Source organism: Paraglaciecola sp., assembly GCF_051252315.1.
Lineage (GTDB): Bacteria > Pseudomonadota > Gammaproteobacteria > Enterobacterales > Alteromonadaceae > Paraglaciecola.
In genome coordinates this window covers 1-12,335 of the sequence record NZ_JBPOFP010000034.1, presented here as the reverse complement: position 1 = coordinate 12,335, position 12,335 = coordinate 1, and the positions used below count along the sequence as shown (strand labels likewise).

General features: G+C 38.6%; 14 protein-coding genes. 9 read left to right on the top strand and 5 right to left on the bottom strand.

Features of this window, described 5'->3' with window-relative positions:
• Positions 1–6 precede the first annotated feature (6 nt).
• The 6 genes from ACSHXM_RS08725 (at position 7) to ACSHXM_RS08700 (ending at position 4,757) form a co-directional block, all read left to right on the top strand.
• Positions 7–639, top strand: coding sequence for an NADH:ubiquinone reductase (Na(+)-transporting) subunit D (locus ACSHXM_RS08725; protein ID WP_435688371.1), 633 nt, complete (start codon positions 7–9; stop codon positions 637–639).
• 3 nt (positions 640–642) lie between these two features.
• Positions 643–1,251: an NADH:ubiquinone reductase (Na(+)-transporting) subunit E gene (gene nqrE / locus ACSHXM_RS08720; protein WP_435688370.1), complete on the top strand. Its 609-nt coding sequence runs from the start codon at positions 643–645 to the stop codon at positions 1,249–1,251.
• Positions 1,252–1,270: 19 nt separating this feature from the next.
• Positions 1,271–2,503 (top strand): NADH:ubiquinone reductase (Na(+)-transporting) subunit F, encoded by a 1,233-nt coding sequence (nqrF, locus tag ACSHXM_RS08715; RefSeq protein ID WP_435688369.1) that lies wholly within the window; start codon positions 1,271–1,273, stop codon positions 2,501–2,503.
• A gap of 68 nt (positions 2,504–2,571) precedes the next feature.
• Positions 2,572–3,600 carry an FAD:protein FMN transferase gene (locus tag ACSHXM_RS08710; RefSeq protein WP_435688368.1) on the top strand — a complete coding sequence of 343 codons (1,029 nt, stop codon included), beginning with the start codon at positions 2,572–2,574 and terminating at the stop codon, positions 3,598–3,600.
• Positions 3,601–3,623: 23 nt separating this feature from the next.
• On the top strand, positions 3,624–3,857 hold the full coding sequence (nqrM, locus tag ACSHXM_RS08705; protein WP_435688367.1) for a (Na+)-NQR maturation NqrM: 234 nt from the start codon (positions 3,624–3,626) through the stop codon (positions 3,855–3,857).
• 30 nt (positions 3,858–3,887) lie between these two features.
• Complete coding sequence (locus ACSHXM_RS08700) at positions 3,888–4,757, top strand: LysR family transcriptional regulator (RefSeq protein WP_435688366.1); 870 nt, start codon at positions 3,888–3,890, stop codon at positions 4,755–4,757.
• 27 nt (positions 4,758–4,784) lie between these two features.
• Here ACSHXM_RS08700 and ACSHXM_RS08695 read toward each other — a convergent pair whose 3' ends face one another.
• The 3 genes from ACSHXM_RS08695 to ACSHXM_RS08685 are packed head-to-tail and all read right to left on the bottom strand — an operon-like array spanning position 4,785 to position 6,647.
• Positions 4,785–5,165 carry a DoxX family protein gene (locus ACSHXM_RS08695; RefSeq protein WP_435688365.1) on the bottom strand — a complete coding sequence of 127 codons (381 nt, stop codon included), beginning with the start codon at positions 5,163–5,165 and terminating at the stop codon, positions 4,785–4,787.
• 20 nt (positions 5,166–5,185) lie between these two features.
• Positions 5,186–6,169, bottom strand: a complete 984-nt coding sequence (locus tag ACSHXM_RS08690; RefSeq protein ID WP_435688364.1) for a zinc-binding dehydrogenase — start codon at positions 6,167–6,169, stop codon at positions 5,186–5,188.
• A gap of 22 nt (positions 6,170–6,191) precedes the next feature.
• Positions 6,192–6,647 (bottom strand): YybH family protein, encoded by a 456-nt coding sequence (locus tag ACSHXM_RS08685; protein ID WP_435688363.1) that lies wholly within the window; start codon positions 6,645–6,647, stop codon positions 6,192–6,194.
• A 216-nt stretch (positions 6,648–6,863) separates the two neighbouring features.
• Between ACSHXM_RS08685 and dinB the strand changes: the two genes are divergently transcribed.
• The 3 genes from dinB (at position 6,864) to ACSHXM_RS08670 (ending at position 9,409) form a co-directional block, all read left to right on the top strand.
• Entirely contained in the window at positions 6,864–7,919 is a 1,056-nt protein-coding gene (dinB, locus tag ACSHXM_RS08680; RefSeq protein WP_435688362.1) for a DNA polymerase IV, read from the top strand.
• Positions 7,920–8,011: 92 nt separating this feature from the next.
• On the top strand, positions 8,012–9,187 hold the full coding sequence (locus ACSHXM_RS08675; protein WP_435688361.1) for an MFS transporter: 1,176 nt from the start codon (positions 8,012–8,014) through the stop codon (positions 9,185–9,187).
• Between the two features lie 9 nt (positions 9,188–9,196).
• A complete protein-coding gene (locus ACSHXM_RS08670; protein ID WP_435688360.1) occupies positions 9,197–9,409 on the top strand; it encodes a DUF1653 domain-containing protein in 213 nt (70 codons plus the stop codon).
• 32 nt (positions 9,410–9,441) lie between these two features.
• On the opposite strand, the gene ACSHXM_RS08665 is transcribed toward ACSHXM_RS08670, so the two are convergent.
• Together ACSHXM_RS08665 and ACSHXM_RS08660 are read right to left on the bottom strand one after the other, a co-directional pair.
• Complete coding sequence (locus ACSHXM_RS08665; protein ID WP_435688359.1) at positions 9,442–11,793, bottom strand: PilZ domain-containing protein; 2,352 nt, start codon at positions 11,791–11,793, stop codon at positions 9,442–9,444.
• An 83-nt stretch (positions 11,794–11,876) separates the two neighbouring features.
• Positions 11,877–12,335, bottom strand: a 459-nt coding sequence (locus ACSHXM_RS08660) for a GyrI-like domain-containing protein (protein WP_435688358.1), incomplete at its 5' end; no start/stop codon positions are given.

The following is a 12,335-nucleotide window of genomic DNA, read 5'->3' as shown; positions in this document are numbered from 1 at the left end:
CATACAATGGCTGACGTAAAAGAAATGAAAAAGGTATTGTTAGGACCGGTTCTGGACAATAACCCAATTGCTTTGCAAATACTTGGCGTGTGTTCAGCACTCGCTATCACGACTAAATTAGAAACTGCACTTGTTATGTCATTGGCATTAACGGCTGTATGTGCATTCTCAAATTTATTTATCTCATTAATCCGTACACAGATTCCATCAAGTGTAAGGATTATTATTCAAATGACGATTATTGCGTCGTTAGTAATCGTAGTTGACCAAATCCTTAAAGCTTATTCATACGAAATATCCAAACAGCTTTCGGTATTCGTAGGACTTATCATTACTAACTGTATTGTTATGGGCCGTGCAGAAGCTTATGCCATGAAAAGTCCACCTTTCATGTCCTTTTTGGACGGTATCGGTAATGGCTTAGGTTATTCAATGGTATTGGTCGTGATCGGTACTATTAAAGAGTTATTTGGTTTCGGCACTATTTTAGGCTTCCCTGTATTTGAATTAGTTCAAAATGGTGGTTGGTATCAAGGTAATGGTCTTCTGATTTTACCTTTCAGTTCATTCTTCCTTATTGGTGGATTGATTTGGGCGATACGTACAATTCGCCCAGCACAAGTTGAGCCGAAGGAGTAATTCATGGAACATTATTTAAGTATTTTTATTAAGTCTGTTTTCATTGAAAACATGGCGCTTTCATTATTCTTAGGCATGTGTACTTTCTTAGCTGTGTCTAAGAAAGTTAAAACATCCATGGGTTTAGGTGTGGCGGTAATTGTGGTGTTAGGTATTTCAGTACCTGTTAACCAAATTATCTTTGTCAATATCCTTGCTCCTGGTGCACTTGCTTGGGCTGGTTTTCCTAACGCAGATTTAAGCTTTTTGAGCTTTTTAACCTTCATTGGTGTCATCGCTGCGTTAGTACAAATTCTAGAAATGACCTTGGATAAGTTTTTCCCTGCACTGTATAACGCACTAGGCGTTTTCTTGCCGCTAATCACTGTAAACTGTGCGATTTTTGGTGGGGTGGCATTTGCGGTGCAACGTGAGTACAACTTTACCGAGAGTATTGTTTACGGTATCGGTAGTGGGTTAGGGTGGGCAATAGCCATTACTTTACTTGCTGCTGTTCGTGAAAAGCTGAAATATGCTGACATGCCAGAGGGTATCAGAGGTTTGGGATCGGTATTTATGATCGCAGGTTTGATGGCTCTGGGTTTCCAATCATTTACTGGCGTGTCGCTTTAAGCGGTCTGGGAGTATTTTAATGAATTCAAATGAAATTTATCTCGGCGTAGGCATGTTTATCACTATCGTATTAGCGTTAGTGTTTATCATCATGTTTGCTAAATCTAAATTAGTACCAGATGGTGAAGTGACTATCACCATTAATGATGGTAGCCAAGACTCAATTACTGCACAACCGGGCGACAAACTATTAGGTGCGTTAGCTAACGCGGGTATATTTGTTTCTTCAGCTTGTGGTGGTGGCGGAACTTGTGGCCAGTGTCGTGTTGATATCAAAGAAGGTGGTGGAGAGCTATTACCTACTGAGTTAGATCACATCAGTAAAAAAGAAGCCAAACATGGTTGTCGTTTATCTTGCCAAGTTGCAATTAAACAAGACATGAACATTGAGTTAGAAGAAGAAATCTTCGGTGTTAAAAAGTGGGAATGTGAAGTTATTTCTAACGATAACAAAGCTACTTTCATCAAAGAGCTTGTTTTACGTATTCCTAACGGTGAAAGTGTACCTTTCCGTGCCGGTGGTTATATTCAAATCGAAGCTCCACCTCATCATGTTAAATACAAAGATTTCGATGTTCCTGAAGAATACCGTGGTGATTGGGAGCGTTTTGGCTTCTTTAATATTGAATCAAAAGTGGACGACGAAACAATTCGTGCATATTCAATGGCTAACTACCCAGAAGAAGAAGGCATCATTATGTTGAACGTGCGTGTAGCTTCGCCGCCGCCAAACAACTTGTCTTTACCTGCTGGTAAAATGTCATCGTATATTTGGAGCCTTAAAGAAGGTGACAAAGCAACTATCTCTGGCCCTTTCGGTGAGTTCTTTGCTAAAGAAACTGATGCAGAAATGGTATTTGTTGGTGGTGGTGCAGGTATGGCGCCAATGCGTTCACACATCTTTGACCAACTACGTCGAATTAAGTCTACTCGTAAGATGACATTCTGGTACGGTGCTCGTTCACTTCGCGAAATGTTTTATGTTGAAGACTTCGACATGTTACAAAAAGAGAATGACAACTTTACTTGGCATGTTGCCTTGTCGGATCCGCAACCAGAAGATAACTGGGAAGGTGATACAGGGTTTATTCATAACGTATTGTTAGAAAATTATCTGAAAGATCACCCAGCTCCAGAAGATTGTGAGTTCTATATGTGTGGTCCTCCTATGATGAATGCTGCAGTAATCAATATGCTGAAAGAGCTTGGCGTTGAAGACGAAAACATCATGTTGGATGATTTCGGCGGATAATAAAGCCTTCGAGCGTTAAAAATTTTAAAGGGGCTTAATGCCCCTTTTCTTTTGGATTTATTAAAGTTATGAAATTTATATTATCTCGTTTTAAACCCGCTATGTTATGTGCGGTTTTTTTATGTGTGTTGTTTGCTTGTTCAAAACAAGCTTCGGAAGTTCATCTTACCGGCCCAACAATGGGAACGGTTTACAATGTTAAATATGCTCCTTCTGCAGCGGTTACAGCTAAAGAGTTAAAACTTCAGCTAGATGCTGAATTAGTGGCTATCAATCAACTTATGTCCACCTATATTCCAGATTCAGAATTGAGCCGTTTCAATAAATGGCAGAGTTCAGAACCGTTTTTGTTATCATCAGAAACCTTATTTGTGATGAAAGAAGCAAAACGTCTTGGTGAAATGAGTGATGGGGTCTTAGACGTAACTGTTGGACCTTTGGTTAACGTTTGGGGATTTGGTCCACAAAACAAACCTGAAAAAATTCCGACTCCAGAGCTGATTGCTGATATCAAATCTAAAATAGGGCTGGATAAATTTAGCTTACAATCATCCAGCGCGACTAAATTACAGCCATACTTATATGTGGACTTGTCGACAATAGCCAAAGGGTATGGCGTAGATAGGTTAGCTGACATACTGATATCTTATGATATTCATAATTTTTTAGTAGAAGTGGGTGGAGAAATGCGAGTTTCTGGTAAGAAACTATCTGGTAAGCCTTGGGCCATTGCCATAGAAAAACCTGAAAGCTATTCTCGTAGCATTCAAAAAATTATCAGTGTTGGCAATAATGCTGTAGCTACATCCGGTGACTATCGTAACTATTATGAAGAAGATGGCGTACGTTACTCTCATTTAATTAACCCAGAAACCGGATACCCTATTAAGCATAACCTAGTGTCTGTGACCGTTATTCATCCCTCTTCTATGACCGCAGATGGCTTGGCAACCGCGTTGAATGTAATGGGTAAAGAAAAAGCAATTGAGTTGTCAGAAAAGCACGATTTGGCCGTTCTATTGATTAGCAAAGAAAAGGAAGGGTTTAATGAGTATACTAGCCCTAAGTTTGAAAAGATTGTGACTATTCATGAATAGTCAGTATATGGGGGGAAATTAGTTTGAGTACTTTTATTTTGGCGTTTGTTTTTTTCTTAGTTGTGGTGGCTGCCATGGCGATTGGATACATATTTCAGAAAAAATCTATTGCCGGAAGCTGTGGTGGACTAGGTGCTTTAGGTGTTGATAAAGCCTGTGATTGCCCAGAGCCATGTGATCGAAAGAAAGCCCGGTTGGAAAAAGAGCTAGCTAGAGAGCAAAAGCTTAAAGAATGGAAACAAAACCAAATTCTTTAAACTTTATATGGGTCGGTGTTAACAACAGTGATGAATTTAAATTCTCTCAATTTATTTGTAAAAGTGGTTCAAAAAGGTAGTTTTACTGCTGCTGCCCAAGAAACAAATGTACCCGTCGCCACGGTTAGTCGGCGTATTAGTGAACTGGAGAAAAGCCTTAACTTAAGGTTATTAGAACGTTCTACTCGTAAGTTAAGGATGACTGATTCTGGTGTACTTTTATTTGAATACGCCAGTCGAGGTATTGATGAATTTGAAGCAGGTAAGCTTGCTTTAGAGCATAGAGAAACTGAAGTTAGTGGTGTACTGAGGTTGTCTGCACCACCTCACTTTGAACCTTGGTGGGACTTACTGAGAGATTTTCAGACTCGATACAAAAATGTTGAGGTTGAGGTGTTTGTTAGTGAAAGGAAAATCTCTTTTATTGAAGATGGAGTGGATGTCGCCCTTAGGGTGGGGGAAGTGGACAACTTGTCAGCTATTGCTAGGGAGGTCCACCAATATCGTCATAAGCTTGTCGCTTCTGCTGTATACATTGAAAAATTTGGTAGTCCCAAAACTCCCTCAGACTTAATAAATTTTCCTTGCGTTTCTTGGTACAAAAAGCAGAATAATATAAATTGGGTTCTTGGCAATAATAAAGTTAGTTTAAAAACTAATACTCGGGCGAACGACTATTTACACATGCGTAATATTGCGCTGAATCACAAAGCTATCACAGAGCTACCACCATTTTTGGCCAAACATTGGTTAGATAATGGACAGTTAATAGAAGTGTTGCCAGACTTTCCTATGCCTTTGTATCGTATAAACTTGGTTTATCCGTCCCGTAAACAAATATCAAAAATATCCAAAGTTTACATTGATTTTTGTGTGAAAAATGCAGTTAACTACTTCTAGTTAACTGCTTACTATGAAAGGTTTGATCTATTTTTTATTCGCTAGCAAGTTATCGATAGATAGCATTGTTTTAGATGAAGCAACTAATAATAAAAAACCACCGGCCATAGAAATGTTTTTCATGAACATGATGAACTGCATTTGGTCGGCTAAGTTATTATGAAATAGCACTGCGCTAATTATGCAAAAAAACGTCATGGCTGCAGCCACTAATTGCGTTTTAAAGCCAATAATAATAGCTAATCCGCCTACTACTTCTAAGAGAATGGTAGGTACTAATAGGAATGAAGGTACGCCCATTGCGCTCATATATCCTTGCGTCGCTTCAAAGTTGCTAATTTTATCTAAACCGGATAACACAAATATTAAAGCCAGTAAAATTCTTGCAATCAAATGTAAATAATTCACGTTGTATATTTCCTGCTCTATTAAAGTGTGACGACCAATTTACCTAGACCTTTATTGCTTTCCATAAATTCATGGGCAGCTTGAATGTCTTCGAAATCAAATGATTTACTCAGCAGTGATGGTAATTCTCCTTTTACCAGTTTGTGAGCTAATTCATTGATGGGGGATTCAGAAAATGGCATATGTTCTGAACCTAACAAACCGGTCGAGAAAAAACTCAGCTTAACCGTATTTGGCAAGTCTGACATTAGACCAAAGCTTTCCAAAACAGGCGCTCCGCCTAATAATCCAACCACGTTTACCTCACCCCAGTGGCGAACGGTTTTTAATGAGTCTATAAGTGTAGAGGCGCCCACTACTTCAATTACCTTATCAACCCCTTCTGGTTTTTCTGCTCGCACTTGCTGCGTAATTTGGCCATCGTCGACAAATACCTTATCTGCGCCTATATCGAATAAGCGTTGTTTGTTTGCCTTTTGCCTAGTGGTAGCAAATACTTGTGCACCAAGGAATTTTGCATATGTAATGGCAGCTAAACCTATAGACGAAGTACCACCACGAACTAGTAGTGTTTCTCCCGCTTTTAGTTGCAATGTTTTACTTAATGATCCCCAAACCGTTAGGTAAGCTTCTGGTAAGGTTGCTAGGTCTTGCCAGCTAATGTCAGCATCAACCGCTTGTACATGGCTTAATGGCGCTGTGACATATTCTGCGTAACTACCATCACGGGCCATCATTAGGCCTCCCATAGCGGTGAACACTTTTTGTCCTTCAGCGAATGTACCGCTGCTATCTATGACTATTTCTCCCACCGCTTCTATTCCTGGAATCCTCGGCTCAGAAAGGGTTCCGTATAGGCCGCTTCTAAAATAACTTTCAACCCTATTTAAGCCAAAAGCCTTGACTCTTATTTTAACACTTCCTTCTGTTGCGGTAGGCTCTGCTATATTCTGGAGGGTTAGATTGCTAGGTCCACCTGCCTCGTTTATTACTATTGCTTTCATTTACTATTTTCCATTTTTATATTTATTTAGCTGGAGTGGTTGTTGCAAATAAGTAACGATGAATTTTCCATTCGCCGTTCTCCATTTTGAACACAAATAACTCATTATTACCTTCTTCAATTATGGCGTTATTAGCTAATACTTTGGTTTTACCTGCTGAGCTTGTGCGGGCCCAGGCTGTATCCCCTAACACTTCTATTTCATAAGTGGTGAATTTTACGTTTAACTTAATATTACTAAATACATAATTGTAAGCCCCCTCAATCGCTGTTCGGCCTTCTTGAGCAGGGGCATGTTGCGGCATAAATACAGGACTTTTACTATATAACTGCATAATTTGACTGGTATCGGAAGCATTTAATGCTTGTTCGTAAGTGCTCAATACTTCTTCAATATTCATGTTTTTATTTCCTGCGTGGGTGAGGTAACTCATTAGTGAAAGTAAGCTGGAAAATGTAATAACCAGAATTTTTTTCATTGTATGCTCCTAAGTGTTAGTTAAATCTTCATGGCAGAAAATCTTAAAGTAGTTCTTATTGCAAAATTAGTGTTATATTTATGAATTACTTTTCCATATTTGGAATAATTGATTGGTCTTTTAATTGGAGAGCATGTTGTAGCGATTATTTAGTAGTAATCTATTTTTTCTTTTGCTACGATACTGTTTTTTTGTACAGTGTTGTGGGTGCCAAATATGGCTCGTAAAATTATCCATATAGATATGGATTGTTATTATGCTGCTGTGGAAATGCGTGATAATCCGGATTATCGTAATGTACCTCTAGCAATTGGTGGGAGCAGTGACCGAAGAGGGGTTATTTCAACCTGTAATTATCTAGCAAGGAAATTTGGTGTACGTTCGGCTATGGCCACTGCACATGCTTTAAAGTTATGTCCTGATTTGGTTTTAGCGCCAGGTCGAATGGATTTGTATAGCAAAATCTCAGCTCAAATTCGTGAAATCTTTCATCGCTACACAGATAAAATAGAACCCCTTTCATTAGATGAAGCATATCTTGATGTTACCGAGTGTGAGCTGTTTGCAGGCAGCGCTACCCTGATCGCCGAAGACATTCGCCAAGCCATATTTAATGAAACCCAATTAACCGCTTCTGCTGGGGTTGCGCCTTGTAAGTTTGTGGCAAAAATAGCCAGTGACGAAAATAAACCAAATGGTATTTGTGTGATTACTCCTGACAAACTCGACGGTTTTGTTAAGCAGTTACCATTGGGGAAAATTCCAGGGGTAGGCAAGGTGACATTGTCTAAGCTGAACGACATGGGATTATATACCTGTAACGACGTTCGAGAGTTTCCATTTGAAGCGCTGGTTAAACGATTTGGTAAATTTGGCCCCATTATTTGGTCTCGTGCCCATGGTGAAGATACTCGAGAGTTATCCCTTTCTAGGCAACGTAAATCTGTTGGTGTAGAGCGCACAATGGCCGATGATATCTATAGTGCTAAGGATTGCGAAGCAATGATAGAAGCTCTGTATCCAAAACTGAAACAAAGATTAGAGAGCGTCAGCCCCGATCTAATAATTCAAAGCCAAGGTATTAAATTGAAATTTGCAGACTTTCAGCAAACGACTGTGGAGCATAAGTTTCAAAAATTAGACAAAGCTTACTTTTTTGAGTTGTTAAATGAAGGCCTAACTAGGCAGGCAAGTAGAGGAATTCGTTTAGTGGGGTTGCATGTGGGCTTGCTTAATAGAGAAACTCACCAGCAGCTTAATTTTTCATTTTAAGTCATGTCTGTTAATAAGGTTAATTTGGCACTTAATTTGCGCCGCTTTTAGTTATAGTAGGTACATTCTTTTTATACAGATAAGTTGATTAAATGCCTGCCAATATCTGGTTGTTAACACTAATACAATCCCTGGCTATGAGTGCCGCAACTATGTTTATTTTAGCAGGTGGAGTATTGGGTGCACTTTTAGCCCCTGATCCCAAATTAGCCACTATGCCATTAGCTATGATGATTGTAGGTACCGCCATTGGTGTTTTGCCTGCTACACGTTTAATGCAGTACTTTGGCCGTAAACCCGTGCTCATTTTTGCCGTGGGGTTGGGAGCGGTAGATAGTTTGTTTATTGCGAGTTTTGTAGATAAACAAAGTTTTAACGGTTTGATGTTTGGTTCCTTTATGTTGGGAATGGTGATGGCCTGTGTGCAACAGGTTCGGTTTGCTGCAATGGAATCGGTTAGCCCTAAGCTTGCCCCAAAAGCTGCTTCAACTGTAATGTTAGGCGGACTTGTCGCCGCGATTCTAGGTCCAGAATTGGTTCTAATTGGAAATAAATTTCATACTGTAAATTTTGTAGGAGCTTTTTACCTGATGGCGTTTGTACTTTTTACGAGCAGTCTGTTATTAGTTTTAGTTAAAAATACTCATATTATAAAGCAGCAAGAAAGTAATACAGGTCGCGATTTAGCAAAAATTGTACAACAACCTAGTTTCATCCTGGCAGTATCAGCTTCAGTAGTGGGTTATGCTTTAATGAGTTTTATTATGACTGCTACGCCTGTACATATGCACGTAATAGAGTCACATTCATTAGAAGATACGAAGTGGGTTATTCAAAGTCATATCTTCGCAATGTTTTTCCCTTCATTATTTAGTGGTTGGCTCATTAGTCGGATTGGCGTAAATAGAGTTATTTACTTGGGGTTGACCGCTTATGTAGCGACGATTTTTATCGCTCTATCAGGTGGCCAATTTGTTAATTATTGGTTATCACTAGTGTTGTTGGGGATAGGATGGAATTTTTTATTTTTAGGTGGAACCATATTGTTATCGGATTCATATCAACCACAGGAAAAATTCAAGGTTCAGGGACTAAATGAGTTTCTAGTTTTTGGGTTCCAAGCATTTGCTTCCTTAAGTGCGGGAGTCATTCTTAATCTGATTCACTGGCATGGATTATTGCTGACTAGCTTTAGTATCATTTTATTGCAGATTGGTATTATATTCTGGCAAAAGTACAAATTAAATAAAGAACAATCATTCACATAGGAAAATTCAATGTCTTTAAAGATAGGAAAATATAGACATTACAAAGGTAATGACTACGAAGTATTAGGCGTTGCACGTCATTCTGAAGATGAATCAGAATTAGTGGTATATAGCCCTTTGTATGGCGAGCAAGGTTTATGGGTAAGGCCTTTAAGTATGTTTACCGAACAAGTAATGGTTAATGGGGAGTACCAAGCTAGGTTTGAATTTGTCGGTGCTTAACCCTAGTCCAGTAAGTTTGTTAAATGAGAAGCTTATTCAGACTGCTCTGGTTCGGTTGGGTAAATCCCAAATTTGAGTAAAGCATTATGAAACGTTGAGACATTAGTCAGATAAACCACGTGGGTATAACCTTTTTGCATACTTTGCAGCTGCTTATACGCGTTAATATCAATTTTCGATAATTCCGCTAAGCGCTTTTTGTTAAGTGGAATTGGCTTATCGTTGCAACGCATGGCACTAATATGTGAGACGCAGGCTTCCACAGCACTTTTTGCTACATGCTGACTTATTTGATTTCGAACTTTGCCAAATAAGAAGTCATTTTGGTCTACATAAATAATACGTTGGTTGTTTGTTCTAACTACGTGCACTATGTGCGCATCTCGTTGTTTATTGCGTAGCATTTTGTCAAGTAGACTTGATTTAGGCCCGGTGGCTTCTTTGTCTGCAAAAAAGCCATGTAATGGAACTTCGTTACCCAGAGTGGAAAAGGGTTTGAGATCAAAACAATCTTCTTCATGATAGATTGTTTTAAGCCTATCAATGGTAAATCTATTGTTGGTAACTAGAATAGAAGCACAAGGTAAATTACGAATACTTAGCTCCCATAAGTAGCTGTGTACACTTCCTTGTTGTAGGCTGATATCTCGTGAAAGAAAGTATTTTGCATTATTATCAAATAACTGCTGTATTTGTGCCCCAGCTGACTTAATTAATTCTTCTGGTAATTTTAGGCGTAATAATTTTTTATTTTGATCATAATGTACGACTTGATACTTTTGATTACGTAACTTTAATTGTTTTATTGATACTTTAATCTCATCACCCAGTGTAAAACTAGCGGGTTCAGATAGAGTTAACTTTAAACCACTCATAGACATGTCATCTAAGGTGGCTTCTGCTTGGCTAAATATTCCACTTTTGCATTGTGCCGGTATATCCATTTTATATCTTGTTTCAACACGTCTATCAGCTGCTGACTCCATGACCATCTCAATAGGCCAGCTTTTTTGGGTGTTAATAATCCCACGAGGAAATGGTTTAAACGGTTCAGGCTTAGACACCTCAAGGTTGCCTACCCACTCAGTGACGTCTTTGCAGAAGAGAACATGACTAAGAGAGGCAAGTTCGGGATTGTCTCTAGGGGCCAGTCCGTGAATATCAAATGCAATTTGCTTATGTTCAGTGGCAATACGCTTAAGTCTAAATTGAATTACGCGTAACTTATCAGATCGTGTGGCTAACTCTATAAACTGTTTAAGTAGGCCTGTTTTTGCGAGTTGCCTGTGAGTGATAGATACGTCAATATCGTTGTTTTTCCCTTCTATGCTGCCAATAAGTAGAAACGTTTCTTGGTATGCAGACAGCTCTTTCAGGAGATTTTGGAATATTTGTTCGGTTGGTAAATCCTCTCTTACTGAAAATTGTGCATTATATGCTTTATTTTTCGGTGTGCTTAATTCATAAAGAGGAGATAAATGGCCATCTTTTTCGCCTAAAAAAACCGGAATCCAAGGACTATTACTAAAAATTCTATCTCGTTCAAGGTTTTGTAAAGCCCGTTCAAGTTCTAATTCTCTTTCTAAGGGAAACTGGTTCATTACATGTTTAATGTAATTCATCCAACGTTGCCGTTGTTTTTTGGGCATGTCAGGAGTGAAAACAAACTCAGTTTCGAACACTGAAGTATCTTTGTTGAAGCTACTATCCAACATAGAAAATTCAATCTCTGTTATACCCTCATTTAAAATTGCAACATGCGGCAAAGTAAATAGCATTCTTGATGTATCTTCAGCATTTAGATTGGGCTGGCGTTTAGTCTCAACCGTCATCCCACTAAAAGATATGGCAGATAGCCGACAGTTTTTACCTTTTTCAAACTCAGAGCAATACACAGTGAAATTTGGACGAATAGCTAAATCTTCCTGAAAATCAATATCTTTAAAAGATTGAGACTCAACTTTGAAGGCTTTAGTTATTTTCTTTTGTTGTTCTTGTTTTACATGAGATTGATAGTGGTCAGAATTCATGACCGCTTCGAATACACCAACGGTATAGCGGTCATCAAATCTACTGGTTTCTTTTAAGAGTATTGCTTTACCCATTTTATCCAATGACATGGGAATGCCGAAGTGTTTAAACTTCACCACTGGAAATTTCGCAAATTCTGAATTATCGGCTGAGGCGTCGGTTAGGGCTGTAAGACGGATAACCTCCTCTTTAATGGTATTTCTGATTTTACTCGGCAATACATTTGAAAACTTATTGATCCCTTCTAATAAGCGGTTTTCTTGCTGAAAAGGGATAAGCTTATTGATCAAGGATTTATACTTCTTGATTACGGCTTCGTCATCATTAAATTTTTCTTCTGAATTATTAGCCAATCCCCCCCCTAATGTAAAAGTAGCTAGGTATCTGATCTAATAGCTAAAATTATCATTTTTAGTCTGATTTTTATACAAGTAAATTATTTTAATGGAAAGTTAACTTCAGTAATGAGTTTGTCAGGTGCGGTGTCTGTAGGATCATTAAGGTAAACCTCGAACGGATGAATACGCTTGTTACATTTAATTTCTTTGTTTTGTTGCATGTTGTATAAGGTACTCCAAGCATTACCCACATAGTCATAAGGCCCTATATGTCTAATTGTATAAGTTTTTGTAGCTGGAATTTCTCCAAGCACAAAACCCGTAGATACGACATTTTGGGGATCCGATACAGGTATGGCAGCAGTATATTCAACTAACCCCTTAACAATATCCCAGTGGTGGTAAATTGAAAATGCTTGCCCACTTTTCAAGTCTGGGTGTTCTTGTATGTAATTTCTTAGCTCAATAAAATCCTTGTTCATACATTCGCCAATCTCTGCTTGAGAACACTTAGTCTTTATTCCAATATAAGAAATATAAGGAGATTTATTTACGCC